General features: G+C 61.4%; 25 protein-coding genes. 17 read left to right on the top strand and 8 right to left on the bottom strand.

The annotated features are described in order from the left end of the window. Positions 1-18: 18 nt before the first annotated feature. From ACLEJR_RS00890 to ACLEJR_RS00910, 5 genes are all read right to left on the bottom strand, one after another. Positions 19-1,029 carry an ABC transporter substrate-binding protein gene (locus tag ACLEJR_RS00890; protein WP_440811484.1) on the bottom strand — a complete coding sequence of 337 codons (1,011 nt, stop codon included), beginning with the start codon at positions 1,027-1,029 and terminating at the stop codon, positions 19-21. Positions 1,030-1,042: 13 nt separating this feature from the next. Then, the gene (locus ACLEJR_RS00895) at positions 1,043-2,395 is read right to left on the bottom strand and encodes an LLM class flavin-dependent oxidoreductase (protein WP_440811486.1); all 1,353 of its coding nucleotides are present in this window, start codon (positions 2,393-2,395) and stop codon (positions 1,043-1,045) included. A 12-nt stretch (positions 2,396-2,407) separates the two neighbouring features. Next, positions 2,408-3,361: an ABC transporter substrate-binding protein gene (locus ACLEJR_RS00900; protein WP_440811489.1), complete on the bottom strand. Its 954-nt coding sequence runs from the start codon at positions 3,359-3,361 to the stop codon at positions 2,408-2,410. Between the two features lie 95 nt (positions 3,362-3,456). After that, positions 3,457-5,040: a rhodanese-related sulfurtransferase gene (locus tag ACLEJR_RS00905; protein ID WP_440811491.1), complete on the bottom strand. Its 1,584-nt coding sequence runs from the start codon at positions 5,038-5,040 to the stop codon at positions 3,457-3,459. Then, entirely contained in the window at positions 5,037-5,645 is a 609-nt protein-coding gene (locus ACLEJR_RS00910) for a cysteine dioxygenase (protein WP_440811494.1), read from the bottom strand. Before ACLEJR_RS00910 ends, ACLEJR_RS00905 begins: the two co-directional genes overlap by 4 nt. A gap of 220 nt (positions 5,646-5,865) precedes the next feature. Between ACLEJR_RS00910 and ACLEJR_RS00915 the strand changes: the two genes are divergently transcribed. Both ACLEJR_RS00915 and ACLEJR_RS00920 read left to right on the top strand, forming a co-directional pair. Further along, positions 5,866-6,771 (top strand): LysR family transcriptional regulator, encoded by a 906-nt coding sequence (locus tag ACLEJR_RS00915; protein ID WP_440811497.1) that lies wholly within the window; start codon positions 5,866-5,868, stop codon positions 6,769-6,771. 104 nt (positions 6,772-6,875) lie between these two features. Further along, a complete protein-coding gene (locus ACLEJR_RS00920; protein WP_440811500.1) occupies positions 6,876-7,670 on the top strand; it encodes a class II aldolase/adducin family protein in 795 nt (264 codons plus the stop codon). Between the two features lie 195 nt (positions 7,671-7,865). Here the strand turns inward: ACLEJR_RS00920 and ACLEJR_RS00925 are convergent, their stop codons facing one another. Next, positions 7,866-8,954 (bottom strand): LLM class flavin-dependent oxidoreductase, encoded by a 1,089-nt coding sequence (locus ACLEJR_RS00925; RefSeq protein WP_440811502.1) that lies wholly within the window; start codon positions 8,952-8,954, stop codon positions 7,866-7,868. Between the two features lie 383 nt (positions 8,955-9,337). Between ACLEJR_RS00925 and ACLEJR_RS00930 the strand changes: the two genes are divergently transcribed. The 6 genes from ACLEJR_RS00930 (at position 9,338) to ACLEJR_RS00955 (ending at position 14,138) form a co-directional block, all read left to right on the top strand. After that, positions 9,338-10,219: an ABC transporter permease gene (locus ACLEJR_RS00930; protein WP_440811504.1), complete on the top strand. Its 882-nt coding sequence runs from the start codon at positions 9,338-9,340 to the stop codon at positions 10,217-10,219. A 1-nt stretch (position 10,220) separates the two neighbouring features. Continuing rightward, positions 10,221-11,033: an ABC transporter ATP-binding protein gene (locus ACLEJR_RS00935; RefSeq protein WP_440811507.1), complete on the top strand. Its 813-nt coding sequence runs from the start codon at positions 10,221-10,223 to the stop codon at positions 11,031-11,033. Next, complete coding sequence (locus ACLEJR_RS00940) at positions 11,026-12,072, top strand: ABC transporter substrate-binding protein (protein WP_440811509.1); 1,047 nt, start codon at positions 11,026-11,028, stop codon at positions 12,070-12,072. The genes ACLEJR_RS00935 and ACLEJR_RS00940 overlap by 8 nt, the downstream gene beginning before the upstream one ends. Before the next feature lie 46 nt (positions 12,073-12,118). After that, complete coding sequence (locus ACLEJR_RS00945; RefSeq protein WP_440811511.1) at positions 12,119-12,925, top strand: energy transducer TonB; 807 nt, start codon at positions 12,119-12,121, stop codon at positions 12,923-12,925. A gap of 84 nt (positions 12,926-13,009) precedes the next feature. After that, entirely contained in the window at positions 13,010-13,735 is a 726-nt protein-coding gene (locus ACLEJR_RS00950) for a MotA/TolQ/ExbB proton channel family protein (protein ID WP_440811513.1), read from the top strand. A gap of 1 nt (position 13,736) precedes the next feature. Continuing rightward, the gene (locus tag ACLEJR_RS00955; protein WP_440811515.1) at positions 13,737-14,138 is read left to right on the top strand and encodes an ExbD/TolR family protein; all 402 of its coding nucleotides are present in this window, start codon (positions 13,737-13,739) and stop codon (positions 14,136-14,138) included. A gap of 47 nt (positions 14,139-14,185) precedes the next feature. Here ACLEJR_RS00955 and ACLEJR_RS00960 read toward each other — a convergent pair whose 3' ends face one another. Continuing rightward, on the bottom strand, positions 14,186-15,889 hold the full coding sequence (locus ACLEJR_RS00960) for an AMP-binding protein (protein WP_440811517.1): 1,704 nt from the start codon (positions 15,887-15,889) through the stop codon (positions 14,186-14,188). A gap of 347 nt (positions 15,890-16,236) precedes the next feature. Here ACLEJR_RS00960 and ACLEJR_RS00965 point away from each other — a divergent pair, with 347 nt between their 5' ends. Beyond that, a complete protein-coding gene (locus ACLEJR_RS00965; RefSeq protein WP_440811519.1) occupies positions 16,237-17,193 on the top strand; it encodes a LysR family transcriptional regulator in 957 nt (318 codons plus the stop codon). On the opposite strand, the gene ACLEJR_RS00970 is transcribed toward ACLEJR_RS00965, so the two are convergent. Continuing rightward, complete coding sequence (locus ACLEJR_RS00970; RefSeq protein ID WP_440811522.1) at positions 17,183-17,452, bottom strand: hypothetical protein; 270 nt, start codon at positions 17,450-17,452, stop codon at positions 17,183-17,185. The two genes, ACLEJR_RS00965 and ACLEJR_RS00970, sit on opposite strands and share 11 nt — an antisense overlap. A gap of 126 nt (positions 17,453-17,578) precedes the next feature. On the opposite strand from ACLEJR_RS00970, the gene ACLEJR_RS00975 reads away from it, so the two are divergent. The 8 genes from ACLEJR_RS00975 to ACLEJR_RS01010 all read left to right on the top strand — a co-directional run bounded on the left by ACLEJR_RS00975 (position 17,579) and on the right by ACLEJR_RS01010 (position 26,147). Continuing rightward, positions 17,579-18,490, top strand: coding sequence for a dihydrodipicolinate synthase family protein (locus ACLEJR_RS00975; RefSeq protein WP_440811523.1), 912 nt, complete (start codon positions 17,579-17,581; stop codon positions 18,488-18,490). Next, positions 18,483-20,000: an aldehyde dehydrogenase gene (locus tag ACLEJR_RS00980; protein WP_440811525.1), complete on the top strand. Its 1,518-nt coding sequence runs from the start codon at positions 18,483-18,485 to the stop codon at positions 19,998-20,000. The genes ACLEJR_RS00975 and ACLEJR_RS00980 overlap by 8 nt, the downstream gene beginning before the upstream one ends. Continuing rightward, the gene (locus tag ACLEJR_RS00985; RefSeq protein ID WP_440792295.1) at positions 19,997-21,343 is read left to right on the top strand and encodes an NAD(P)/FAD-dependent oxidoreductase; all 1,347 of its coding nucleotides are present in this window, start codon (positions 19,997-19,999) and stop codon (positions 21,341-21,343) included. Before ACLEJR_RS00980 ends, ACLEJR_RS00985 begins: the two co-directional genes overlap by 4 nt. A 72-nt stretch (positions 21,344-21,415) precedes the next feature. After that, a complete protein-coding gene (locus ACLEJR_RS00990) occupies positions 21,416-22,264 on the top strand; it encodes a glycine betaine ABC transporter substrate-binding protein (RefSeq protein WP_440811527.1) in 849 nt (282 codons plus the stop codon). 74 nt (positions 22,265-22,338) lie between these two features. After that, positions 22,339-23,457: a quaternary amine ABC transporter ATP-binding protein gene (locus ACLEJR_RS00995; RefSeq protein WP_440811530.1), complete on the top strand. Its 1,119-nt coding sequence runs from the start codon at positions 22,339-22,341 to the stop codon at positions 23,455-23,457. Then, complete coding sequence (locus tag ACLEJR_RS01000; protein ID WP_440811532.1) at positions 23,454-24,302, top strand: ABC transporter permease; 849 nt, start codon at positions 23,454-23,456, stop codon at positions 24,300-24,302. Before ACLEJR_RS00995 ends, ACLEJR_RS01000 begins: the two co-directional genes overlap by 4 nt. After that, positions 24,299-25,135 (top strand): ABC transporter permease, encoded by an 837-nt coding sequence (locus ACLEJR_RS01005; protein ID WP_440792302.1) that lies wholly within the window; start codon positions 24,299-24,301, stop codon positions 25,133-25,135. The genes ACLEJR_RS01000 and ACLEJR_RS01005 overlap by 4 nt, the downstream gene beginning before the upstream one ends. Before the next feature lie 13 nt (positions 25,136-25,148). Continuing rightward, positions 25,149-26,147, top strand: coding sequence for a 4-hydroxyproline epimerase (locus ACLEJR_RS01010; protein ID WP_440811535.1), 999 nt, complete (start codon positions 25,149-25,151; stop codon positions 26,145-26,147). The last annotated feature ends 2 nt before the right edge of the window (positions 26,148-26,149 follow it).

Here is a 26,149-nt window from a genome sequence, read left to right on the forward strand (position 1 = left end):
GCTGGGAGGGTGTTGCGCTCACAGCGGCAGCAGGCGGAAGTTACGGTCCCATAACGGGCTGACATCCAGCCGTTCGCTCAACACACCGGCCTCGAAGAACAGGTCGGCGACCTCCTGTTGCGAGGCGATGGCCTGTTCGTTCACTTCAATGATTTTCGTCGGTTGGCTGCGGCTGTTGTGCATGTCCAGGAACACGGCCTTGTCGACGCCCAGCAGTTGCGCCGACTTGGCGGCCCACGGCTCGGGGTTGTTGTTGATCCATTCCCAGGTGCGCGCCTGGCGCTGGATGTAGTCCTGGATCGCCTGCTTGCGCAACGGGTCCTCCAGCGCGGCGGGGCGTGCGGCGATCAAGTAGTTGCCGGAGAGATAGCCCAGGGCGGTTTTCAAGACCCGGGCGCCGCTGCGGAACTTCGCCAACTGGATGAACACCCCGTAGATCACCCATGCATCGAGCTGGCCGCTTTGAAAGGCGGTAAAGCCGTCTTGGGGGGTGAGCGCTACCGCCGTGATGTCGTTCATGGTCAGGCCCTGTTCCTTCAGGGCCTTGATCAGAAAGTAGTGCGACGTGGTGGAGCGCACGTAGCCGACCCGCTTCCCGCGCAACTGCCCGACGGAATCGAGCGGTGACTCCTTGGGAATCAGGATCACCTGATTGTTCACGTCGCCTTGCAGCACGGCCACCAGGCGCGGTTGGCGATGGCTCTGGATGGAGAAGATCGGCGGTATCTCGCTCATGCCGCCGACGTCCAGGCTGCCCGAGGCCAGCGCTTCGACGATCAGGTTGCCGCCAGCAAACTCCGCGTACTCGACCTTGTAAGGCGTGTTGCCGGTGCCGGCGTCTTCGGTGAAATACGAGTCCTGGCCACGGTAGGTGGCGACGGCCAGCGTCAGGTCCGAGAGCTTGGCGTCTTGCGCGAACGCACGGGGGGCCAAGCCGAGCGAAGACAGCCCCAACGCACCGAGGGCGATCGAGCTGGCCGCCAGGAAATCGCGACGGTTGATCCGGCCGGACGGTAAGTTATTCATCATGGTCGGTCCTCGCTCACGCTACCGCCTCGCGGGGCTCGTCAGTCGTCGCGGTCGTGGTTGCGTACCGATTGATCGGGAATGGCAATCCCAGGTTGTCCCGCAGGGTGTTGCCGCTGTACTCATCGCGAAACAGCCCGCGTTGTTGCAGGACCGGTACCACCCGTTCGGTGAAATATTGCAGGCCGTCCGGCAACAACGAATTGATGATGAAACCGTCGGCCGCGCCGCCTTCGAACCACTGCTCGATGGCATCGGCAACCTGCTCAGGTGTACCGACAAAATCGCGCCGTGGCCGGGAGAAACGCAGGGCGACTTCGCGCAAGGTCAGCCCCTCGTCCCTGGCCAGTTGCTTGATTCGTTCCGAACCGCCTTTCTGGCTGTTGGAGCCGAGATCGCCAAGCTCGGGGAACGGCGCGTCCAGCGGGTACTGGCTGAAGTCATGGTCGTTGAACGGCCGACCGAGGGCGACAATCGCATCTTCGATGGTCACCAGCGCCACCGCTTGCTGATAGCGATCTTCGACTTCGGCTTCGTCGCGCCCGACGATCGGGCGAATGCCGGGCAGGATCGACAGCGCGGCGGCATCGCGCCCAAAGCCTTCGGCGCGTTTTTTCAGATCCTGATAGTAGGCGCGGGCTTCGTCGAAGCCTTCGGCACCGACGAAGATCGCGTCGGAATTTTCCGCGGCGAAGTTACGCCCATCCTCCGAGGTGCCGGCCTGGAAAATCACCGGCTGGCCTTGCCGCGAGCGGGCAATATTGAGCGGGCCTTTTACCGAGAAAAACTCACCCTTGTGTTCCAGCGCATGCAGTTTGCCCGGCGTGAAAAACTCGCCGCTTTGCTTGTCATAGGCGAAGGCATCGTCTTCCCAGGAGTCCCACAAACCTTTCACCACATTCACGTGTTCCTTGGCGATGCGGTAGCGCACGGCATGGGGTGGATGCTCGGCCTTGCCGAAGTTGTCGGCGGTGCCACTGAGCCACGAGGTGACCACGTTCCACCCGGCGCGACCGCCACTGATGTGGTCCAACGAAGCGAACTGGCGGGCGACCTGGAACGGTTCGGTGTAGCTGACCGTGACGGTCGCCACCAGGCCGATGTGTTCTGTGGTCGCGGCCAGGGCCGAAAGGATCGTCAGCGGTTCGAAGCGGTTGAGGTAGTGCGGGCTGGATTTTTCATGGATGTGCAGGCTGTCGGCGATGAACACGAAATCGAACTTCGCGGCTTCGGCCAACTGCGCCTGCTGCTTGTAAAAACCAAAGTGGGTGCTGGCGTCAGGTTGCGCCTGCGGGTGGCGCCATTCGCCCCAGCCGTGGCCGACGCCATGGACCATCGCACCGAGTTTCAGTTGCCGTTGTTTGCTCATGGTTCTACTCCTTTAGCGCGAGACTTGGGTAAGGGGTGTGCGCAGACCGTTGAAGCTGGTGTCGAAGCCTTGGGAAACGTCGATGTGACGGGTCAACAAGCCCTCTTCCTGATAAATGTCGGCGGTGGCTTGCAGTCCACGGATCACCGCCTCGTCGATTTGCACGGGTTGCATGTGGGTCGCATGGGCCACGGCCAGATGCACCTCAAGGGGCAGGCCAGTGATGCGCGCCTGGGCCGCGGCGTACTCGTTGGGGTGTTCGTTGCTCCAGCGGTATGCCCTGTCGAGCCGGGCGACGAAGTCGTCCAATTGCTGGCGTTTATCGACAATGGCCTGACTGGTGGCGGCCAGGTACAGATGATTGCTCAGCAGGTTGCTGCCGCTCACCAGAACCCTTGCCTGGCTTTGGGCGGTGACCACGGTGGTGAAGGGGTCCCAGGTGGACCAGGCGTCCGCTGTGCCGTTATCCAGAACCAGGCGCGACTCACTGGGTAAGAGGAAGACGAACTGCACGTCCTGGGTTTGCAGCCCTACGCTGCGCAGGGCCTTGATTGCCAGGTAATGTCCGATTGAGCCGCGCGTGGTAACGATGCGCTTGCCCTTGAGGTCATGGACCTCTTTGATCGGCGAGCCCTTGGGCACCAGAATCGCGGTGGTATTGCGCCCTTGAGCATGAATGATGCTGACGACCTTGAGCGATGCCCCGGCGCCGAGGGCGAACACGTAGGGCGCATCGCCCAGGGCGCCGATGTCCACCGCACCGGCATTCAGTGCTTCACCCAGCGGTGCGGCAGCGGGAAATTCGGAGAATTGGATCTCGTAAGGTACATCCTTGAGCTCGCCGGACACTTCCAGCAGGGCCTTGATGGTGGATTTCTGATTGGCGACCCGCAGCGGCTGCAAATCACCAGCGTGGGCTGTGCCAAAGACAAGGGCAATCAACAGTAGGGGCAGGGTCAGGCGCATCGCGGTCTCCAGGCTCAGTGTCGTGTTCAGTCGCCTCCGCCTGGAGAAGGGGTCGGCTGGTGTAGACGGGGTCGGTCAGCCGACCCCGTTGGCGTTCAGATCACAAAGAATCCATGGGTGCCGTCGCGGGCCAGCTGGTCCACGAGGCCGTATTCCCAATCCAGGTAGGCCTGCATCGCCTCCCGTGGGTTATCCGTGCCCTCGTAGGGCCGGCGATAGCGGTCGATGCGCGGCGAGGCCAGGCGGGTTTCACCGTGTTCCAGCGGCCGTTGCGCGGCGACCCACGCGGCCGTGCCATCGCGCAGCAGAAACACGGCTTTGCCGGTCAGCGCCTCGACCTCGGCCACGGCCAGCCGCGCCAACTGGCTACTGCCGCAGGTCAGTACATAGCGCTGTGCCGATGGAACCTTGCTCAGCGCCTCGCTCAACTGTCCACGCAACACCCACCACGCACCCGGAATGTGGCGCTTGACGTAGTTGGCGCTGCTGGTGAAATCCAACAGAGCGGTGTCACCCTCCGCCAACCATTGGGCAAGGGTATCCGGGCTGATTTCCTCGGCCTGGCGCGGCGCGGGAACAGGTGCCTTCCACGGGCCTTGTTCAGTGAAATGCGCCGCTTGCAGATCATCCAGGACATGCACCTCCCAGCCCAGTTGCGCGAGCCAGGAGGCCGACATGTTGGCGCGCACGCCATCGTCATCCACCAGCACCAGGCGCGCGCCACGCACACTGGCGAAGTGATCGGTTTCCTGCACCAGTTGTCCGCCCGGTGTCGAGCGGGAGCCGGGCAGGTGGCCGGCTTCGAATTCTTCCGGGGTGCGCACGTCGAACAGGTAAGTGGTGCGGCTCGGTTCCTGTTGCCAGCGCTGCAAGTCAGCGAGGGTGGCACGCCCGACCAGGGCTTTGTCGGCAACGCGGCGGGCGTCGCTGGCGGCGATGGCTCGGTGTTCGTCGCTGGTCGGTGCGAATCGGCGCGACTGGCCGTGCTCCAGCGTCTGACCGGCCAGGGTCCAGCCAATGGTGCCATTGCGCAGGGCGGACACCGGGTTGGCGATGCCGGCGTTGATCAGCGACTGGGTGCCGATGATGCTGCGGGTGCGTCCGGCGCAGTTGACGATGATGCGGGTCGCCGGGTCCGGCGCCAGCTCCCGGGCGCGCAATACCAGCTCTGCGCCGGGTACGCTGATGCCGCCGGGAATGCTCATGGTCTGGTATTCATCGAAACGCCTGGCGTCGAGCACCACCACGTCGGCCTCGCTGTCGAGCAGCGCCTGGACCTCTTCGGCCGCCAATGACGGTGTATGGCGCTGGCTCTCTACCAGCTCGCCAAAGGCCTTGCTCGGCACGTTGACGTCGATGAACAGCTCGCCGCCGGCGCTGCGCCAGCCCTGCAAACCACCTTCCAGCACGCTGACATTGACGTAGCCCAGGTCCTGCAAGCGCTGCGCCGCGATCTGCGCCAGGCCTTCTCCATTGTCGTAGACGGTGACTGGCGTATCGCGCCTGGGAATACGCGAGTACACCTCAAGTTCGATTTTGGACAGCGGGATGTTGGCCGCGAACAGCGGATGGCCTTCGGCAAAGGGCGCTTCTTCGCGGACATCGACGAGGGCCAGCTCCTCTCGGTTCAGCAACGCCTGGCGAATCTCGGAATAGGAGCGAGTAGGTGCGGTGCTCATAAGGCTTGGCTCTCTTTGGACAGGTCCCAGATATTGGGGAGGAAGGCGTTGGAATAACCGGAGATGAACAGCTTCTCGCTGCCGTCGGGCTGGTACACCGCACGGCGTACGGCACCGATGTTGGCGCCATAGACATGAATGCTGATGGACACCTGGTCATCGAAGGCATTGCTGACCTGATGGATGTCGCCGATCTTCGGTGAGACCGCTTCGACCTGGCCCGGCGACAGCTGTATCCGCGGGCCCTCGGGCACCAGGTGGCCGTCGGGATGGCGGGCAAAACCCTGGGAATATTCCGCGCCGCGCAACATCCCGATCAGGCCCCAGACGCGATGGTCGTGGATCGGCGTGCGTTGGCCCGGTCCCCAGACAAAACTGACCACGCTGAAGCGCTGCCGCGAATCGGCATGCAGCAGGTATTGCTGATAGCGCTCGGGGTCGGGTTGGGCAAAGTCTTCGGGCAGCCAATCGTCGTGGCTGACCAACTGGGCAAGCAGCTTGCCCCCACGATGCAGCACGTCGCCTTCACGGGGGTTGCCGTCGATCAGTTCCGCCAGGGCGCCTATGAATGCTCTGAGTCTCTCCGGGTGTCGGGCCTGGGTCATGGCGATTCCATCATCGTGTTGAAAAGTCGATGTCTGGATTTAAGCATAATGATCTTGGTTAATATGCTATTTTTTAATGATTAGGTTATAGCTCAAAGGAATTTAGATCTGGTCCGTCTAGCGTTAGATGTTATCGATAACCCGGCCGGGCTATCCAGATTTCAACAATGGCACTATGCTTTTAAGACATCTTATTGACTGTTCTCTATGTGCGGGCCAAATGAAAATTGACGATATTGACGCCTTTGTCGAAGTGATTCGTTGCCAGTCCATCAGCCATGCCGCCGAGACGCTGCAACTGACGCAACCGGCGATCACGCGGCGCGTGCAGAACTTTGAACAGGCCTTGGGTGTAGAGCTGTTCGACCGTAACACCAAGCCACTCAAACCCACGGTGATCGGGACCCGAGTCTACGAGCAGTGCCGGTTGATCCTGCGGGAAATGGATGCCTTGCGCGAACTGGTGGCCACCGACGCGCCGCCCACCGGGTTGTTGCGCCTGGGGGTGCCCCAGACAATCGGTGATGTGGTGCTGCTCGATGCGCTCAAGCATCTGCGCGTCGAATATCCTGAACTACGCGCCCAAGTGGCCACCGGCTGGGGCAGCCAGTTGGTGGGCAAGATCGAGCGCGGCGAGTTGGATGCGGCGGCGGCTTTGTTTCCTGCGGGCAAGGTCTTTCCGGACAATATCGTCGGGGAGTCCATCGGCAAGATGGAGCTGGTGGTGGTCTGTGCCAAGACTCAATTGCCCAAGCGCCCCTGCAAACTGGCTGATGTCTACCAGAATGGCTGGATTCTCAATCCGGATGGCTGCGGCTTCCGCGCCGGGCTACAACGAACCCTGTCGGACCAGGGCCTGGCGCTGCGGGTCAACCTGGAAACCTTTGGCACTGAATTGCAACTGGGCCTGGTGGCCGATGGGCTGGGCCTCGGCCTGGTGCCGCGTCCGCTGCTGGAGCGCAGCGTTCACCGTGATCAACTGGCGGCCATGCCGCTCAAGGATTTCAAGCCGGTGATGGACCTGTGGCTGATCTACCCGCATTTCCTTGGCAATCTGCAGGGGCCGGTGGATGCTTTCGGCAAGCTGGTAGCCGGCTCGCTGCAGAAGATCAAGAGCGCTGCATAATAAAAAAGAATAATAATTAGCTTAGATTAAAATGTGCTTTTTATTATTTTTGGGCTTCCCCTAGGCTGGCGCCAGATCCTTGAGGCCATCCAGGAAGTTTTGCCATGAGTAGCGTCAGCCCGTTAACCAGCGTTTCGAAAAATGTCCGCCAGCGCGTCAGTGCCGAAGAGTGGGAGGTGCGGGTCAAACTGGCCGCGGCCTATCGGCTGGCGGCTCTGTTCAAATGGACCGACCACATCTACACGCATTTTTCGGCGCGTGTGCCAGGGCCTGACGAGCATTTCCTGATCAATGCCTTCGGGTTGCTGTTCGACGAAATCACCGCCTCCAACCTGGTCAAGGTCGACATCGACGGCACCATCGTCGACGACCCGACAGGGTTGGGCATCAACTACGCCGGGTATGTGATCCATAGCGCGATCCATGGAGCGCGGCCCGATCTGCAAGCCGTGTTGCACACCCATACCCGTGATGGGATCGCTGTCTCTGCCCAGCGCGACGGACTGTTGCCGATTTCCCAGCATTCCATCGCCTTTTCCGGGCGGGTGGCTTATCACGGTTATGAGGGCATTGCCCTTGATCTGGATGAGCGCGAGCGGCTGGTGGCGGATCTTGGCGATAAGAGTGTGTTGATCCTGCGCAACCATGGTTTATTGACCGCGGGTGTCAGCGTCGAGCATGCCTTCCAGCAGCTGCAAAGCCTGGAGCGTGCCTGCAACATTCAGATTGCCGCGCAGGCCGCGGGTAATGCCGAGCTGATCTTTCCACCGGCCGAGGTAGTGGCCAAGGTCGAAACCCAGGCCCAGGCCTTCAAGAGCGGCGACGGGCCCGGCGTTGAACGGCATTGGAATGCCCTGATCCGGCAACTGGAAAGAACCGACGTCGGCTACAAGGACTGAGTCCTTCAGGTTGACCGCTATCGCGAGCAGGCTCGCTCCCACAAGGGATCGGTGGTGATGCAGATCTTGCATACACCCGATAACCCCTGTGGGAGCGAGCCTGCTCGCGATGGCGGCAGTACATCCGGCACAAATGCCAACGGACCTGACGCTACCGCGAGCAGGTCCGATCGGCATCTTGCAGGTTCGTCGCGGCTAAGCCACTTTCGCCGCCGCCTGGCGTTCGCGTTCGGCGATCAACTGGCGGGTCAGGGGGATCAGGCGCTTGCCATAGTCGATGGCGTCTTCAAGGGGATCGAAGCCGCGGATCAGGAAGGTGGTGATGCCCAGGTCGTAGTAGTCGAGCAGGGCATCGGCGACTTGTTCCGGTGTGCCCACCAATGAGGTCGAATTACCTTGGGCGCCGAGCAGGCCGGCGATGCCGGTCCATAGGCGCTTGTCCAGGCGCGAACCCTGGGCTGCCGCCGCCAGCAGGCGACGCGAGCCTTCGTTGGGTGGTTCGCGGCGAACGAAGCCATTCTGCTCGGCCAGGGCGGTGGCCTGTTGCAGGATCCGGTCGGCGCGTTCCCAGGCCTGCTCTTCGGTGTCCGCCAGAATCGGCCGCAACGACAGGCTGAAGCGAACGCTGCGACCATGTTTGGCGGCCTCGGCGCGGACCTGGGCCACCACGTCGCGCACCTGCTCATAGGTTTCGCCCCACAGCGCATAGACATCGGCGTGCTTGCCCGCCACCGCAATGGCCGCTGCCGACGAGCCGCCAAAGTACAGCGGAATATGGGGTTGCTGCGGCGACTTCACATCCGCATACGCACCCTCCAACTGGTAATACGTGCCCTGGTAATCGAAGGGCTTCTCGCTGGTCCATTCCTGACGCACAACGTCCAGGTATTCATCGGTACGCGCATAGCGCTCGTCCTTGCCGATGTGGCTGCCATCGGCCCGCAACTCGCGGTCGTCACCACCGGTGATGATGTGCACGGCGGTGCGTCCGCCATTGAACACGTCCAGAGTGATGAACTGGCGGGCGGCCACGGTCGGCGCGGTGAATCCCGGTCGATGAGCAATCAGGAACTTCAATTTCCTGGTCACGCTGGCGGCGTGGGAAGCGATCAGGGTGCTATCCGGGCTATTGGAATGAAAAGCGATCAACGCCCGGTCGAAGCCGGCTTCCTCATGGGCGCGAGCGACTTTCTCCACGTACTCCGGCTGCAGGGTAGGGCCGCTGCGCGGGTGGATTTCTGAGGCGTGATGGCCGCCGATGAAGCCGATGAATTCAACAGTCATGGTGAGTCCTTTTTTCATTGAACAAGCGTGCTTCAAGCCTCCGCCGGGCGTGGGGTCGGTTTGTGATGACGCAAGGTAGGCGCAGTGGGGAAAGCTTGTGAAATGACCATTTGTTCTAAGTTAATTATGAAAGGTGCTCATGTATTGAAGCAGGTATGATCATTAGTATGCATTTCTAGCATGGCGATCTTGGGCCCGTAATGGGAGATGGTCGGGCTCCTTTACTATGCAGATTATTTATCTAGTGTTTTTGATATCTGATTTTTAATCATATTAGTTTATTCCCAAAAAGAATTTCACGCCGATTTTTTATGCGAATAGCATGAAATCGAAGCTGATGCATGGCGCCTTCGGCCATGTTCTGTATGAGGAAGGAAGCCTGAATGAACGAAAAGACATTCGAGACGCAGAGCAGCAGCTCATTCTCCATCGACAAGACCGTTCGACCAGGCGCAGCCGGGCAGGGACTGTCGAGATTGGCCCCCGACTGGTTGCGTCAATGGCGCACGCCGGAGGCCCTGTTGCGCTTGGTCAGCCCGATCGTGTTGCTGTTGTTATGGGAACTGGCGTCGCGCTGGGGCCTGATCCCGCAGCGGATCATCGCCGCCCCGTCGCAGATCGGCGGTACGCTCTGGGCCATGATCGTTTCCGGGGAGCTCGGCAAGCACCTGTTGGTTTCGCTGCAACGGGCGCTCGTGGGGCTGAGCATTGGCGTTTCCATCGGCGTGGTCGCGGCGCTGATCAGTGGCCTGTCGAAACGCGGCGAAGTGGTGCTCGATTCGCCGATGCAAATGCTGCGCACCATCCCATCGTTGGCCCTGGTGCCACTGTTCATTCTCTGGTTCGGCATCGGCGAATTCACCAAGATCGCGCTGATCGTCATCGGTACCACGTTCCCGGTGTACCTGAACCTGTTCGCCGGCATTCGCAATATCGACCCCAAGCTGATCGAAGCCGCCAACACCCTGGGCCTGAGTCGTCGCGAACTGATCTGGCACGTGATCCTGCCGGGCGCCTTGCCCTCGTTCTTTGTCGGCCTGCGCTATTCCCTGGGGATTTCCTGGCTGGCGCTGGTGTTCGTCGAGCAAATCAACACCACTGCCGGTATCGGCTATCTGGCCAGCGATGCGCGGGATTTCATGCGCACCGACGTTATCGTGATCTGCCTCCTTATCTATAGCGTCCTGGGCCTGTTGATCGACGGACTGATCCGCACGCTGGAGCGATTCGCCCTGGCCTGGCGCCCAACTTTTGTGAGGAACTGATATGTCGAGCATCGATCTTGTGCAAGCGTCCAAAACCACCGAATCAGTAGCGCCGGTGCAACTGCGTAATGTGGTGCGTCAATTCGGCCAGCAGCGGGTCATCGACGGTCTGGACCTGGACATCGCGCCGGGGGAATTCGTTGCGCTGCTGGGCGCCAGCGGTTCGGGCAAGACCACCCTGCTGCGCAGCCTGGCGGGTCTGGACAGCATCGACAGCGGCCAACTGCGAGTGCCCAAAGCGCGGGCGGCGGTGTTCCAGGAGCCCCGGCTGATGCCGTGGAAGCGGGCCTGGAAGAACGTCGTGCTCGGCCTGCGAATTCCCGATGCCAAGGCCCGGGCGGTGGACGCCTTGACCGAAGTCGGCCTGGCCCATCGCCTGGACGCTTACCCGGCGACACTTTCCGGCGGCGAAGCCCAGCGAGTAGCACTGGCCCGTGGCCTGGTACGCGAGCCCAAGCTGTTGTTGCTGGATGAGCCGTTCGCCGCACTCGATGCCTTGACCCGGATTCGCATGCATCGGTTGATCATCGACCTGTGGCGCAAGCACACACCGGCCGTGCTGTTGGTCACCCATGATGTGGACGAGGCCATCCTGCTGGCCGACCGGGTCATTGTGCTGGCCAACGGCAAGATCGCCGAGCAACTGACGATTGATCTGCCCAGGGCCCGGGACACCGGCCAGGAAGGCTTCCAGCAGATCCGTGCGCGCCTGTTGAGTTTGCTGGGGGTCGAAGCGGTGGAGTCGGCGACTCCCACAGCCGGGACTTCGCGCCAGGCATCGAACGGCACTGTCCGGCGGTTTGCCCATGGCTGATCTTTCGATAAGGACGCCAGGACGTTTCTGGAAAACCACGGCGGTGTTGTTGTCCGGCGCGGCGCTGTTGCTCGCTGGCTGTGGTCAAAGCGGCGATGCGAAAACCTCATCCGCCAAGCCTTCCGACCTGTCGGGCGTGACGCTGGTATTGGGCGACCAGGCCAAGGGCCTGCGCACGGTGGTGGAGGCGTCGAACGCGTTGGAAGGCATCGAGTACAAGGTGCAGTGGGCGAATTTCCAGGGCGCCGCGCCGTTGTTCGAAGCCTTGCGCGCCGGGGCTGTCGACCTGGCGCCGGCCGGTGACACGCCGGTGCTTGCAGCGGCAACTGGAGGCACGCCGCTGCGGATCGTCGCGGCGCGGCGCGGCCAGTCCCGCGGGATCGCGATCCTGGTCCCGCCGGACTCCACGATCCGTAGCGTCGCCGACTTGAAGGGGCGTAACGTCGTGGTGTCGTCGGCCCGAGGCAGCATTGCCCAGTATCTGTTGATCCGTGCCCTGGCCAACGCCGGAGTGGAGGAAAAGGACGTCAACGTGGGCTTCGTGCTACCGACCGATGCCTTGCCGGCGTTCAACGCCGGGCAAATCGAAGCCTGGGCGACGTTCGGTGTGTACCAGGCATTCGCCGAGCAGAAGGGCGCCCGGGTGCTGATTACCGGCGAAGGGATCAATTCGGGGCTGACGTTTATCACCGCCTCTGACGAAGTCCTGGGCGACCCGCTCAAGCGCAGAGCCCTGAGCGATGTGCTGGGGCGGTTTGCCAAGGCGTTCGAATGGGCGCAGGACAACTCCGACGAGTACGCCCGGGTTTTTGCCAAGGTCAACGACATCCCCCTGGACGTCTCGAAGACGTTGCGCAAGTGGGGCGATGAATCGCTGGTTCCGGTCGAGGCGCGAGATATCCAGGCCTTGCAACAGGTCGACGATCTGTTCGTGGAGAAAAAGATCTTTCCCCATCGGGTCGACGTCAAGGCGCTGACGGACGACCAGGTATTTTCCCGGTCGCCTCTGGCCCTGACGCAATCGGAGGCGACGCGTTAGCCCCGGCGCCCGCCTGCTCAATTTGGACATTCACAGGAGTCGATCAATGGGCAATGCTCAGAGCACCACCCGAGCCCTGGAGGTATTCCAGCGCCCACTACCGAGCGGTGAATTGCTGGATCTTGGCCGTATCTTCCGGGAGCCGCTGGCGCTGTCGCGGTTGCACACCACCCCTAAACGCGTGCTGACTCGCCGGGAAGGCGTCTTGCTGGGGGTGTTCGCGCTGGTGTTGCACGGCGCGGTGATTATCTGGGTCAACCAGGCGCCGGCACTGGTGCTGCCCGTGGTGCCGCCGGAAATCCCGCCGATGACCATCGAATTCTCCCAGCCCGCGCCGCCCGTGGTGGAACCTGTGCCGCCCGAGCCGCTCCCGCCGCCTGTGGTCGAGCCACCGCCGCCGGTGGAGGATGAGCTGGCCGTCAAGCCACCGCCACCCAAACCGATTCCCAAACCCAGGCCGGTGGTCAAACCCGTGCCCAAACCGGTCGCCAAGCCGGTGGAGCAACCGCCGGTGGTCCCTGCGCCGGTGCAACCGGTTGCCGCGCCACCCGCACCACCTGCGCCCAAACCGGTGAGCCCGCCGTCGGCCAGTGCCGGCTACCTGAAAAACCCGGCGCCCGAATACCCTTCGCTGGCGATGCGCCGCGGCTGGGAAGGCACGGTGTTGCTGCGGGTCCACGTCCTGCCCAGCGGCAAGCCTGGGGAAATCCAGATCCAGAAAAGCAGTGGCCGCGATCAACTCGATGACGCTGCCGTGGCAGCGGTCAAGCGCTGGAGTTTCGTCCCGGCCAAGCAAGGCGACGTCGCCCTGGACGGGTGGGTCAGCGTACCCATCGACTTCAAGATCAAGTAACTCGACTTAACCGAATAGACGCGGGCCACCTGAAAAAGGCGCATCGCTACAACCGATCCGAATGCCTTGTTGGAGAGCCTGACCATGAACTTGATCGCATCACCTTTCGAATCCATCGAGCACGCCGTCATCTGGCTGCTGATTGTTTTTTCCGTCGCGACCTGGGGGCTGGCCTTGCTCAAGGGTGTGCAATTCACCCGGCTCAAGACCCAGGACCGCAAGTTCCACAAGCACTTCTGGGCCGCTTCCAGCCTCGATTCCGCCGCCGAATTGACCCAGAGCCAACCGGGCGCGGCGGCTCGGGTGGCGCTGGCCGGTTATGCGGCAATCCAGGTGCCGGAAAGCACCCACGCGGCGGACCTGAGCCAGGCGATCAATCACCAGGATCGCCTGGAGCGTGCTTTGCGCCAGCAGATCGTGCGCGAGCGGCGCGCCCTGGAAAGCGGCCTGGCGATCCTTGCCAGCATCGGCAGTACGTCGCCCTTCATTGGTCTGTTCGGCACCGTCTGGGGCATCATGTCGGCACTCAAAGGCATCAGCGCCGCTGGCTCCGCGAGCCTGGAAACCGTCGCCGGCCCGATCGGTGCAGCCCTGGTCGCCACCGGCGTCGGGATTGCCGTCGCGGTGCCGGCGGTGCTGGTGTACAACTATTTCCTGCGTCGCCTGAAGCTGACCGCCGCTGACCTGGACGACTTCGCCCACGACTTCTATAGCCTGGCGCAGAAAAACGCCTTCCGCGTGTTGCAACACCCGGCGCTGAACAAGTCCGGCGCGACGGTTGCCGGCCAGAAAGTCAAGGAGGCGTCCTGATATGGCCTTCTCCACACAAGACAGTGATGAAGTGCTCAGCGAGATCAACGTCACGCCCCTGGTGGACGTCATGTTGGTGCTGCTGGTGGTGTTCATCGTCACCGCGCCGCTGCTGACTAATGCCATCCCGATCAACCTGCCCAAGACCGAGTCGGTGGCGCCGGTGGAACAGAAGGACCCGCTGGTGGTGAGCATCGATGACAAGGGCAAGGTGTTCATCAACAAGGACGAGATCCAGGCGGACCTGCTTGAATCCAACTTGCAGGCGGCCAAAGGCAAGAATCCTGAGCTGCGGGTTCAACTGCAGGCGGACAATGGGGTGAATTACGGTGAAGTGGCCAGGGCGATGGCCTCCATCGAGCGAGCGGGGATTACCAAGTTGTCGGTGATCACTGCGAAATAGAGACCCTGTGGGAGCAAGCTTTGCCCCCACAGGGCTACCACCCGGATTCAGCCCTTGAGCTGTGGGAAGTCTTCTTCGAAGTGCTCTTGCGCGCCGCGTGTCCCGCTCTGGCGGCGTTGCGCTTCCATCTGCCGCAGTTCCACCCGGCGGATTTTCCCAGAGATGGTCTTGGGCAGTTCGGTGACGAACTCGATGCGCCGCACTCGCTTGTAGGGCGCCAGGTGCTCACGGGCGAAGGCGAGAATGTTGCCGGCCAGTTCCGCACTGCCGGGTTCGCCGTGGGCCAGGATCAGGAACGCCTTGGGCACGGCCAGGCGCACCGGGTCGGGGCTGGGCACCACGGCCACTTCCATCACCGCTGGATGCTCGATCAGCGCGCTCTCCAGTTCAAACGGGCTGATGCGATAGTCGGAAGCCTTGAACACGTCGTCGGCACGGCCGACGAAGGTGATGTAGCCGTCTTCATCAATCTGCGCGGTGTCGCCGGTGCGGTAGTAACCGTCGCGCATCACTTCGGCGGTTTTTTCCGGACTGTCTTCGTAGCAGAGCATCAGGCCAAGGGGACGCACGTCGAGCGGCAGGGCGACTTCGCCTTCATCACCTGGAAGGCCATCGGGGTCGAGCAGGGTCACCTGGTAGCCCGGCAATGGGCGCCCCATGGAACCGGGCTTGAGCACCTGGCCGGGCGTGTTGCCGACCAGGGCGGTGGTCTCTGACTGACCGAATCCGTCACGCAGCGGCAGGCCCCAGGCGTGCTGGATCTGCTCGATGATTTCCGGGTTGAGCGGCTCACCGGCGCCCACCAGTTCCCGCAGGCGCAGGCGGTCCTTGATCCCGGTCAGGTCCTCCTGGATCAACATGCGCCACACGGTGGGCGGGGCGCACAGGCTGGTGACGCCGTAGCGCTCCAGGGTGGCAAGCAGCACCGGGGCGCTGAAGCGCGCGACGTTGTGAATGAAGATGCAGGCGCCGGCGTTCCACGGCGCGAACAGGCAACTCCAGGCGTGCTTGGCCCAGCCGGGTGAGGAAATGTTCAGGTGCAGGTCACCGGGCTTCAGGCCGATCCAGTACATGGTCGACAGATGGCCGACCGGGTAGCTCTGGTGACTGTGCAGCACCATTTTCGGCTTGGAAGTGGTGCCGGAGGTGAAGTACAGCAGCATCGGGTCGGTGGCCAGGGTGCTGCCCTCGGCTTCGAAGTGCTCCGGGTATTCATTGGCAGCACTGTGGGAGACCCAGCCGGTGCAGGATGGACCGACGCAGACGCGGCTGCAGCCGTCGCCCAGTCCGACAAACTTGTCGACATGGGCGCTGCCGACCACCAGGTGGCTTACCCGACCGCGTTCGATACGGTCACCCAGGTCTTCGGCGGTGAGCAGGGCGGTGGCGGGGATGACCACGGCGCCGAGCTTGAACGCGGCCAGCATGGTCTCCCACAGGGCGATATCGTTGCCGAGCATCAGCAGGATGCGCTCGCCGCGCCGCACGCCGAGGGCGCGCAGGTGGTTCGCCACTTGGTTGGAGCGCGTGGCCAATTGCTGGAAGCTGTAGCGCTGTTCGCTGCCGTCTTCTTCGACGATCCACAGGGCATTGGCATCATTGCCCTGGGCCATGGCGTCGAAGTAATCCAGCGCCCAGTTGAACTCGCTCAGCTGCGGCCAGCGGAAATCCCGCACGGCGGTGGCGTAATCGGTACGGTGGGCCAGCAGGAAATCGCGAGCGGCGAGGAAGGGTTGGCTGTTGTTATTCATGGTTCGCCCTGATTGTTATTGTGGGGGCTTGCTGGCTTGGAAACGGCGCTGGTCACGCCAGCCTGAGCACGAGTATAGGGTGGCTTTTTTTCGATAAGTATTGGCAGAAAAGCCTGATCAACATGCAAAAACACGCGATGCCGAATCAGGTAAGCCGGCCTTCATGCAGGTTCTTTCACGGCATCGAGTAGCCAGGTTAAAGGCTGTCGTTGCCTGCGCCCGATCGCTGATGGGGCTATAGCCAGCCGGGTGTTTTCCGCTAATCTCGGCCCAGCGCCGCAAACTGACGGTCACTCCTCTTCTATGCAGGCCCGCGGGCCTCCAACCGGAATCAACTACATCAGGCTATGGTCAAGCACATCGAACCCGACATGACGCTGCTGAAAATGCCGTCTCTCAAAGCGGTAAAGTCGTTCGTAGCGGCTGCCAAATACCAGAGCTTTACCCGTGCGGCGGAAGCCCTGTGCGTCACCCAGGCCGCGATCAGCCGACAGATTCGTGAGCTGGAGGGTTATCTTGGGGTCAATCTCTTCAAGCGGGTCGGCCGGGCAGTGGAGTTGACCGAGGCCGGCGTGATTTTCTTCGACGCGGCCCAGATGTCTTTCGTCAATATTTCACAAGCGGCCGAGCGCATCCGCACGAAAAACTCCGGCAAGAAGATCCTGACGCTTTGCTGTTCCCCGGCGTTCTCCGCACTGTGGTTGTCAGCGAGGTTGCCAACGTTTTTCTCGCAGAATCCCGACATCGACCTGAATCTCATCACCACCCAGAATTTCCTGTCGATGGAGCCTGGGATCAAGCCCGACATATTCATCACCAAGATGGCCAGGATCCAGGATGGCTATCGCAGCTATCCGTTGTTTCACGACATCATTTACCCCGTCTGCACGCCCCGATACCAGGCCGACCATCCTGAGTTGTCGAGCCTGGAGGCCTTGCGCGATGGCGTTCTGTTGAACCTGAGCCCCTATGGCCGCGCCCAGGTCGCCGAGCACGTCGACTGGGGCGTCTGGCTTGCGTTCCACCGTATCGTCATGGACGAGCGTCCCCATGACAGCCCGCACGTACTCAATGCCAATGACTACAACCTGATCATCAGCATGGTGCTGACTCATCAGGGCGTGGCGCTCGGCTGGAATCACCTGGTCGCGCACCTGATTGAAAACGGCACGCTGGTGCGTCCGGTCCCCGACGAGATGGTGCTCAAGGAAAGCCAGCATTACCTGACCTTCAGGGAAGACCGCCAGAGCGATGATGCCTGCTGTCGTCTCAGAGACTGGCTGCTATCCCAATTCAGCCAGTAGCACCCGTTGCACGCCACCACGGCTCGATTGATAACATTTTGTTATGCATTGATCGGCGTAAAGGTTTCTTGTCGAGGCGCAAGGGCGCGACGTAATCTTGATCCAAGCCGCAAGCAATAACCGGCGTTAGTTTAAATAAGATCTTGAACTTACGATTGCCATAGTCGTAGGTTTTAAAATAAGAAGCCGTCGTCACTGCCAATTGGGATAGATACGGTCTGAAAATATTGAAAGCTGCATGAATCCATCCAGCCTGCATCGAAAGAATCTTGCCAACGGATAATCATCTGTTCCGATGACATGATGGGCCAGATTCTCTGGCGCAAAGTTCGCAGGGCTTACTGATTGTTGAAACTTCCGGTCACTCATATTCGGAGAAATCGTCTTGAGATTCGAAGGCATTTATACACCCGCCGTCACGCCGCATAAACCAGGTGGTGACATCGACTGGAAGGTATTTTCAGAAGTCCTGGAATATCTGGTAGAGGCGAAAGTCCATGGAATCATTATTGGCGGCTCTACGGGTGAGTATTATGCGCAAACCGCAGAAGAGCGTCTGAAACTTGCCGCTCACGCCAAGGACGTCATTAACGAGCGTGTGCAACTGATCATCGGTACTGGTGCGATCCGAACCGAAGACGCCGTGTTGTTTGCCCAGGACGCCAAGGCCATCAAGGCCGACGCCATCTTGGTGACTACCCCGCCTTATGCACTTCCGACCGACCAGGAAAACGCGATCCATGCGTTGACCATCGACCGTGCGGCCAATATGCCGATCATGTTGTACAACTATCCGGGACGGATGTGCGTACAAATGAACGAGGAATACCTGGCGCGCGTCGGCAAATCAAAAAATGTTATCGCGATCAAGGAAAGTTCCGGTGATATGGGGCGTGTCCATTTGCTTGTCCGTGAGTTTCCACATATTGCACTTTCCTGCGGCTGGGATGATCAGGCACTGGAGTTCTTTGCCTGGGGCGCAAGAAGTTGGGTGTGCGCGGGTTCCAACTTTCTACCCAAAGAACACATCGCGCTATATGAGGCCTGCGTGATTGAAAAGAACTTCGATAAGGGTCGCCAGATCATGTCCGCGATGATGCCCTTGATGAATGCGCTGGATGGCGGGAAGTTCGTTCAATCCATCAAGTTCGGTTGCGAATTGAATGGGCTCAAAGTAGGCGATGTACGTGCGCCGCTACGGCCGTTGAATTCAGACGACCAGCGCGGCCTTCAGACCGTTATCGCCAATGTGAAGCGCACCGTCGCCCACATCACCTCGGGAGCCAACCATGCGTGATTTACTGACTGCGGTCGAATATGCGGCCATTGCCAAATCGATGACGTTTGCGTCGAACGCGTTCATCGATGGTTCGTTCAAACCCGCGATTTCGGGCAATACCTTTACCACCCTCAACCCCGCCACGGGGGAGGTGCTTGCCGAAGTCGCCGCCTGCAATGCAGACGATGTGAATTTCGCCGTCAGCAAAGCCAAGGAGGCTTTTGACGATGGTCGCTGGCGGTCGCTGCCGCCCGGTGAGCGAAAGGCCGTGCTGTTGAAGTTTGCCAAGTTGTTGGAGATCAACAGCCATGAACTGGCGGTCCTGGAAAGCCTGGACAGCGGCAAGCCAGTGCGCGAGTGCCAGTTGGTGGATGTGCCGGACACTGTCCATACGTTGCGCTGGCACGCCGAGTTGATCGACAAGATTTACGACAACACCGCCCCCGTCGGCAGTGGCGCGCTGGCCCTGGTGGTGCGCGAGCCGATCGGCGTGGTCGGTTGCGTCCTGCCGTGGAATTTCCCGCTGCTGATGTTGGCCTGGAAAATCGGCCCGGCGCTGGCCGCCGGTTGCTCAGTCATCGTCAAGCCCGCCGAGCAAACCAGCCTGACCACATTGCGGGTCGCCGAACTGGCCCATGAAGCGGGCGTGCCGGCCGGTGTGCTGAACATCGTCACCGGCACCGGGAAGGAAGTCGGCGAGCCGATCGGCTTGCACAAGGATGTCGACATGGTCAGCTTCACCGGCTCGACAGCCACCGGCCGGCGTTTCCTGCGCTACGCCGCGGACTCGAACCTCAAGCGCATCGTGCTCGAATGCGGCGGCAAGAATCCGGCCGTGGTCATGGACGATGCCGAAGACCTCGACCTGGTGGCAGAACAAGTGGTTAATGGCGCGTTCTGGAACATGGGCGAGAACTGCTCGGCGACTTCACGCCTGCTGGTGCATGAGTCGGTCAAGGACGAGTTGCTCGAACGCATGGGCGCTTACATCCGTGAATGGAAGATGGGCGACCCGCTGGACCCGCACAATCGCGTTGGTGCACTGGTCAGCCCGGAACACTTCGAAAAGGTGAAGTCGTACCTTGAGTACGCCACCGCCGGAAAACTGGAAGTGGCCTATGGCGGTGAAACCGAGGGCGATGCCTTCGTCCAGCCCACCGTTTTCGTCGGAGTCGATCGCGAGAGCCGGCTGTTCCAGGAAGAAATCTTCGGTCCCGTGCTATCGGTCACGACTTTCAGTTCGATCGCCGAAGCGGTGGCGCTGGCGAACGACTCGGTATACGGCCTGGCGGCGTCGGTCTATACCGCCAGCCTGCGCAAAGCGATCAGGCTGTCTCGGGAAATCCGCGCCGGAATCGTCACCGTCAATTGCTTCGGCGAAGGCGATGCTTCCACGCCGTTCGGTGGTTACAAGGAGTCCGGTTTCGGTGGTCGGGACAAGTCCGTTTTCGCCCATGACCAGTACACGGAGCTGAAAACCATCTGGATCGACGTGTCCGATCGCTCTGTGGACGAGACCGTAAAATGAGCCGCCATTCCATCAAGCGCCTGCCGGTGGACACCGGGGTTTCCGGGTGGGAAGCCATTTCGACGCGTGTCACGCCGGTGCGCATGCTTGATGGCGATGTCACGGCGGACTGGTTGATCATCGGTGCCGGGTTTGCCGGCCTTTCAGCCGCACGCCGGCTGTCTCAGTTGCGTCCCCAGGACTCCATCGTCGTGGTAGACGCCCTGGAGATCGCCAAAGGGCCGGCCGGGCGCAACTCCGGCTTTATGATCGACGTTCCTCACAGCCTGTCATCGGGGGAGTATTCGGTGGCCGGAGAGTCCGCCACGGCGCTTGAGATCGCCCAGAACCGTTTCGCCATCGGGTTTGCAGCGCAAGCGGCGCAGGAATACGGCATGACCGCCGAAACGTTCGATCCGTCCGGCAAGATCAATGCGGCGGCCACCGAACGGGGCATGAAGCTGAACCTCAACTACGCCAAGTCCCTGCAAGGCATTGGCGAACAGTACGAGCTGCTCGACGCGGCCCAGATGCGCGAGATCACCGGCTCGAATTATTACCACGGCGGGCTCCATACGCCGGGCGCGGTGATGATTCAACCGGCGCAGTACATCAGGGACCTGGCCCAGGGCCTGGCTGACAAAATCAGCCTGTTCGAACGCTCCCCCGTGATCGAGTTGTCCAGGCAGGGCAGCAGTTGGTTGGCCCGGTCCCATCGCGGTCGGGTCAGCGCCGGCAAAGTGATCCTGGCGGTCAACGGCCATGTCGAGGATTTCGGGCACTTTCAGGGGCGCCTGTTGCACGTGTTCACCTACGCCTCGATGACCGCGGCCTACAGCCATGCTGAGTTTGATCGGGAAGTCACCGGTCGCGCCCGGTGGGCATTGTTGCCCGCCGATCCGATGGGGGCCACCGTGCGAAAAATCAGCGCCAACGGGCTCTCGCGTATCGTCATCCGCACCCGATTCACTTACGACCCCAGTATCCAGGTCTCGCTCAAGCGTGTCGCCCAAGTGGCCCAGGAGCAACGGCATTCCCTGGACGCGCGTTTCCCTGAATTGAAATCGACACCGCTGGAGTTCAGTTGGGCTGGCCGTTTGTGCTTGAGCCGCAACAGTGCCCCGGCGTTTGGAGAGGTGGAGCAGAACCTGTTTTCGGCGTGCTGTGAAAACGGCCTGGGTACCGTGAAAAGTACCTTGGCCGGTGTCATGGCCGCTGAGCTGGCAACCGGTACGGATTCAAGGTTCCTCGAGACCTTCAGCCGCAGCCCCGAGCCCAGCAGGCTCCCGCCCAGAATAATAACCAACCTGGGGGTCGGCTCGGTCATCCGCTGGCAAGCCCTCAGAGCCGGTCGAGAAGGTTGACTGCCCTGTACCACAACGGCTTTCGGTCCCCGCAAGCCATCACTCTCTGTTGACATGTAGATGAGGAAGACCATGAAAAGAATGTGGAAGGCGCTGTGCGCCATCGCAATGGTGGGCTTGATGAGCATGTCCGCCCAGGCGGAAGAAAAGACGATCACCATGGGGACGTTGTCGTGGGAAGACCTGACGCCCATCACAGGCATTACTAAAAAGGCCCTGGAAAATTCCGGCTACACCGTGAAGGTCGTGGAGTTCTCGGAGTGGGGCATTGCGTATGCCGCACTGACCAAAGGCGACATTCAGGTGCTGGCGTCGCAGACCGACTATGCGGCCTACGACTACTGGAACAAGAACAAGAACCGTCTTGAAAAACTCTCGCCGGTTTCGTTCGGTCTCTACCAGGGCATCGCCGTACCGAAATACGTGGACATCGATTCCATCGACCAACTTAACGATAACGCCGACAAGTTCAGCAACAAGATCATCGGCATCGAGCCGGGTTCGGGTCTGATGAGCGATGCCACCAATGCGGTGAGCAGCTACGGCCTCAAGCTCAAGTTGCTCGAAGGCAGCACCGCAGCGATGACCGCAGCGCTGAAATCGGCGGTGGACCGCAAGGAGTGGGTGGCGGTCACCGTCTGGGAACCGTCGTGGATGGCGCAGAAATATGACCTCAAGTTCCTCAAGGATCCCAAAGGTGTGTTCCCTCCGGCACAAGGTTACTACTGGGTCGGCCACAAGGGCTTCTCCGAAGCGTTCCCTCACGCCCGTGAGGTGATGGCAGGAGTCTATGTTCCCCTGGCCGACATCACCCGGATCAACACCGAGGTCAAGGACGGCAAGACTATGGACGAAGCGGTCAAGGGTTGGACCGACAGCCATGCCGAGCTGATGAAGCGCTGGGCCAATATCAAGAATTAAGACGTAAGTAGTTTGCCACTGCCGCCTTTCGTTCAATGAGAGAAGCCAGCAACACTGGCTCGATGGGTTACCAAATGACAACGGCTCATATCGACACCAACGAAGTACTGATAGATTGCCAGGCAGTCTGGAAGATTTTCGGCCCCAGGGCTCCGGCGGCCATGCAGGCCGTGGTCGAGCGGGGCCTGAGCAAGACCCGGGTCCTGCAAGACTACAGCTGCGTGGTGGGCGTCTCTGACGTCACTCTTCAGGTTCGTCGTGCAGAGATCTTCTGCATCATGGGGTTGTCCGGCAGTGGCAAATCCACGCTGATCAGGCTGCTCAACAAGCTGATCACACCCAGCGCAGGGAAGGTGCTGGTCAAAGGCAAGGACCTTTCCTCGTTGACCCCGGCGCAGTTGCGCGATGTGCGGGCGCGCAACATCGGCATGGTGTTCCAGAGCGTGGCGTTGTTGCCCAACCGGACCGTGCTGGAAAACACCGCCTTCGGCCTGGAGGTCCAGGGTGTCGGCAAGGCAGAGCGCTACAAGGTCGCCGAGCGTGCCCTGGCCAAGGTCGGGCTCACCGACTGGGCTTCGCGTTACCCGAGCGAGCTGTCAGGCGGCATGCAGCAACGCGTCGGGCTCGCCCGGGCGATTACGGCGGATCCCGAAGTCATTTTGATGGACGAGCCGTTCAGCGCGCTCGATCCGTTGATCCGTCGGCAACTGCAGGACGAGTTCCGCCAGTTGACCAAGGAGCTTGGAAAGTCAGCGGTATTCATCACCCACGACCTGGATGAAGCGATCCGCATTGGTGATCGCATCGCGATCATGAAGGACGGGGTCATCATTCAGGTCGGCACCGCAGAAGAAATCGTCCTCAATCCGGCGGACGACTACGTCGCGGAGTTCGTTGCGGGCATCTCGCGCCTGCACCTGGTCAAGGCCCATTCGGTGATGACGCCGGTGGAGTCATATCGGGCGGCGAATCCCGGCTGTGATATTTCCAGGTTGCTCAAGACCACCCTCAATGCCGACATCAACGAGTTGATCGGTCTGACGATGAAGTCCGAGCGCGATGCGCTGGCCGTGGTCGAAGCCGGCGCGGTGGTCGGCGTTGTCACGCCGCGTGACCTGCTGCGCGGCGTCCAGGGTATTCCAAACGAATTCACTGAACGTTCGAGCAGCGCATTGGCGGAGACATCCCCATGAGCACGCCCGACTTTTCCAGCCAGTTCGACGCGGCGATAGACGCCGGGCTGGGCTGGCTTGCAGACAACGGTGAGTTTGTATTCAACGCGGTGAATGCGGCGCTGGCCGGCGTGTATAAAGGCGTGCTGTGGTGCATTGCATCGCCCCCGTCCTATGTCATCGCGCTGCTGATCGCATTGCTCGGCTGGCGCGCCGTTGGCCGGCAGTTCGCACTGTTGTCCGGGCTGGCGTTGCTGTTCTGTGCCTTTATCGGCTTGTGGACGGAAACGGTGAGCACCCTGGCGCTGGTCCTGACCGCGACGTTCCTGGCCTTGCTGGTGGCGATCCCCCTGGGCGTGCTGGCGGGGTTGGCGCCGTCGATCGATCGGGTCGTCGATCCATGCCTGGACCTGGTCCAGACGATGCCGCCCTATATCTACCTGCTGCCGGCCATTGCCCTGCTGGGGTATGGCCCGGCGACCGCGCTGCTGGCGACGTTCATCGTCGCGGTACCGCCGGCGCTGCGCCTGACGTCGCTGGGTATCCGCATGACGCCCAAGGCATTCATCGAGCTGGGCGATGCCAGCGGCGTGACCGGTTGGCAGATGTTCTACAAGATCCGCCTGCCGTTCGCGCTGCCCAGCATCATGGCCGGCGTGAACCAGAGCCTGATGATGGCGTTCGGGATGGTGGTGATCGCCGGTATCGTCGGCTCCGGCGGGCTGGGTGAATCGATCTACGGTGCGGTTCGCACGCTGGATATCGCCAAGTCCATCAACGCGGCCATCGCTATTGTGATCCTGACCATGATTCTCGACCGACTGGCGCAAAGCGCCGTGCGATCAACCAACGGGGAGCAACCATGAACTTTTCTCCTGGCGCATTTCTGGCCCCTGTCGTCGATTGGCTCAATGCCAACTTCCACGGATTGTTCGTGGTCATCAGCAAGGTCATCGAGACCGTCCTGGGTGCTGTGGAAAGCCTGTTGCTCGCTCCCCATCCTTACGTGCTGATTGGCCTGGTGGTAATCGCCGCCGTGGTGTTCGCCAACAAGAAGGTCGCGGCCTATGCCGCAGCGATGCTGGCCTTCTGTTTGTTTTCCGGGCTCTGGAGCGCCTCGATGCAGACCATCGCCCTGGTGGCGGTGGCGGTGCTGATCTCGGTCGCCATCGCGTTCCCGTTGGGCGTTCTGGCGGCGCGGGTCAAGCGCGTCGACGCGGCGCTGCTGCCGGTGCTGAACATCATGCAAACGGTGCCGCCCTGGGTTTACCTGATTCCTGCGGTCATGTTGTTCAGCCTGGGGCGCGTACCGGCGATCATCGCGACGATTGTCTACGGCATCCCGCCGATGCTCAGGTTGACCACCCTGGCGTTCAAGCAACTGCCCAAGGACTTGCTGGAACTCGGCCAGGCTTCAGGCGCGTCACCGCGAGACATCCTGTTCAAGATCGAGTTGCCGACGGCGGCGCCGACCCTTCTGGTGGGTCTCAACCAATGCATCCTGCTGTCGCTGGCGATGGTGGTGCTGGCAGGGCTGGTGGGGGCAGGTGGATTGGGCGCCGAAGTGACGCGGGGCCTCACGCGAATGGAAATGGGGCTGGGCTTGCGCGCGGGCCTGGCGATTGTTGCGGTGGCGTTGCTGCTGGATCGGCTGTCGCGTGGTGCGTTGCAGCGCCATTCGCCTCGTAGACTGGTTTGAACAGGGAGTTGCCATGAGACGCAGTTTTTTCTGTATCGATGCCCATGCGTGCGGCAACCCGGTCCGGGTGGTGGCGGGGGGCGCTCCTTTGCTGCCTTCGGTGCCCATGGCCGAGCGACGGGAGATGTTCGTCCGCGATCATGACTGGGTCCGCACGGCGCTGATGTTCGAGCCACGGGGGCACGACATCATGTCCGGCGTGATCCTTTACCCACCGTCCCGCGGGGACTGTGACGTTGGCGCGCTGTTTATCGAAGTGAGCGGCTGCCTGCCAATGTGTGGCGCAGGCACCCTTGGCTTCAGCACCGTGGTGATCGAAGAAGGGCTGGTCAGTCCTCGTGAGCCGGGCAGACTGGCAGTCGAAACGCCGGCCGGTCGTGTGGTTGTCGACTACACGATGCAGGGCGAGTCAGTGGAATCCGTACGGTTGTTCAATGTGCCCAGTTACCTGCACAGCTCCGATGTCCAGGTCGAGGTGCCAGGCGTTGGCACCTTCACGCTGGACATCGCCTTTGGCGGTAACTTTTATGCCGTGGTGGAGCCGCAGGCCTGCTGGGCCGGGCTCGAGGGGCAAACGACGGCCGAGATCATTGCCTTGAGCCAGAAATTACGCACGGCTCTGGCGGATGTCAGTCATCCGGTCCACCCGGAAAATGATCGGATCAGTGGCGTGCATCACGTCATCTGGTGCGACAAACCGAAAAACAGCAGCGCCCATGGTCGTTGCGCGGTGTTCTACGGCGACAAGGGCATCGACCGTTCCCCGGGCGGAACCGGAACCTCGGCGAGAATGGCCCAGTTGTTTGGCAAAGGGCGCCTGCGGGTCGGCGAGATCTACCGCCATGAGAGCCTCATCGGCACGATATTCGAAGGCAAGGTCGAGGCGGCGGTGCCGGTCGCCGGTTTCCAGGGCATCCACCCCAGCGTGGGCGGCTGGGCGGAAATCATCGGCCACAACACGATTTTCGTCGACGATAAAGATCCGCTCGCCCACGGATTCCAGTTGGCTTGAGC

This window comes from Pseudomonas sp. SMN5, assembly GCF_052041925.1.
Taxonomy (GTDB): Bacteria; Pseudomonadota; Gammaproteobacteria; order Pseudomonadales; family Pseudomonadaceae; genus Aquipseudomonas.

Coding starts and splice junctions, on each gene's coding strand:
- ACLEJR_RS00890 (WP_440811484.1), bottom strand. CDS start 1,029: ATGATGAATAACTTACCGTCCGGCCGGATCAACCGTCGCGATTTCCTG.
- ACLEJR_RS00895 (WP_440811486.1), bottom strand. CDS start 2,395: ATGAGCAAACAACGGCAACTGAAACTCGGTGCGATGGTCCATGGCGTC.
- ACLEJR_RS00900 (WP_440811489.1), bottom strand. CDS start 3,361: ATGCGCCTGACCCTGCCCCTACTGTTGATTGCCCTTGTCTTTGGCACA.
- ACLEJR_RS00905 (WP_440811491.1), bottom strand. CDS start 5,040: ATGAGCACCGCACCTACTCGCTCCTATTCCGAGATTCGCCAGGCGTTG.
- ACLEJR_RS00910 (WP_440811494.1), bottom strand. CDS start 5,645: ATGACCCAGGCCCGACACCCGGAGAGACTCAGAGCATTCATAGGCGCC.
- ACLEJR_RS00915 (WP_440811497.1), top strand. CDS start 5,866: ATGAAAATTGACGATATTGACGCCTTTGTCGAAGTGATTCGTTGCCAG.
- ACLEJR_RS00920 (WP_440811500.1), top strand. CDS start 6,876: ATGAGTAGCGTCAGCCCGTTAACCAGCGTTTCGAAAAATGTCCGCCAG.
- ACLEJR_RS00925 (WP_440811502.1), bottom strand. CDS start 8,954: ATGACTGTTGAATTCATCGGCTTCATCGGCGGCCATCACGCCTCAGAA.
- ACLEJR_RS00930 (WP_440811504.1), top strand. CDS start 9,338: ATGAACGAAAAGACATTCGAGACGCAGAGCAGCAGCTCATTCTCCATC.
- ACLEJR_RS00935 (WP_440811507.1), top strand. CDS start 10,221: ATGTCGAGCATCGATCTTGTGCAAGCGTCCAAAACCACCGAATCAGTA.
- ACLEJR_RS00940 (WP_440811509.1), top strand. CDS start 11,026: ATGGCTGATCTTTCGATAAGGACGCCAGGACGTTTCTGGAAAACCACG.
- ACLEJR_RS00945 (WP_440811511.1), top strand. CDS start 12,119: ATGGGCAATGCTCAGAGCACCACCCGAGCCCTGGAGGTATTCCAGCGC.
- ACLEJR_RS00950 (WP_440811513.1), top strand. CDS start 13,010: ATGAACTTGATCGCATCACCTTTCGAATCCATCGAGCACGCCGTCATC.
- ACLEJR_RS00955 (WP_440811515.1), top strand. CDS start 13,737: ATGGCCTTCTCCACACAAGACAGTGATGAAGTGCTCAGCGAGATCAAC.
- ACLEJR_RS00960 (WP_440811517.1), bottom strand. CDS start 15,889: ATGAATAACAACAGCCAACCCTTCCTCGCCGCTCGCGATTTCCTGCTG.
- ACLEJR_RS00965 (WP_440811519.1), top strand. CDS start 16,237: ATGGTCAAGCACATCGAACCCGACATGACGCTGCTGAAAATGCCGTCT.
- ACLEJR_RS00970 (WP_440811522.1), bottom strand. CDS start 17,452: ATGCAGGCTGGATGGATTCATGCAGCTTTCAATATTTTCAGACCGTAT.
- ACLEJR_RS00980 (WP_440811525.1), top strand. CDS start 18,483: ATGCGTGATTTACTGACTGCGGTCGAATATGCGGCCATTGCCAAATCG.
- ACLEJR_RS00985 (WP_440792295.1), top strand. CDS start 19,997: ATGAGCCGCCATTCCATCAAGCGCCTGCCGGTGGACACCGGGGTTTCC.
- ACLEJR_RS00990 (WP_440811527.1), top strand. CDS start 21,416: ATGAAAAGAATGTGGAAGGCGCTGTGCGCCATCGCAATGGTGGGCTTG.
- ACLEJR_RS00995 (WP_440811530.1), top strand. CDS start 22,339: ATGACAACGGCTCATATCGACACCAACGAAGTACTGATAGATTGCCAG.
- ACLEJR_RS01000 (WP_440811532.1), top strand. CDS start 23,454: ATGAGCACGCCCGACTTTTCCAGCCAGTTCGACGCGGCGATAGACGCC.
- ACLEJR_RS01005 (WP_440792302.1), top strand. CDS start 24,299: ATGAACTTTTCTCCTGGCGCATTTCTGGCCCCTGTCGTCGATTGGCTC.
- ACLEJR_RS01010 (WP_440811535.1), top strand. CDS start 25,149: ATGAGACGCAGTTTTTTCTGTATCGATGCCCATGCGTGCGGCAACCCG.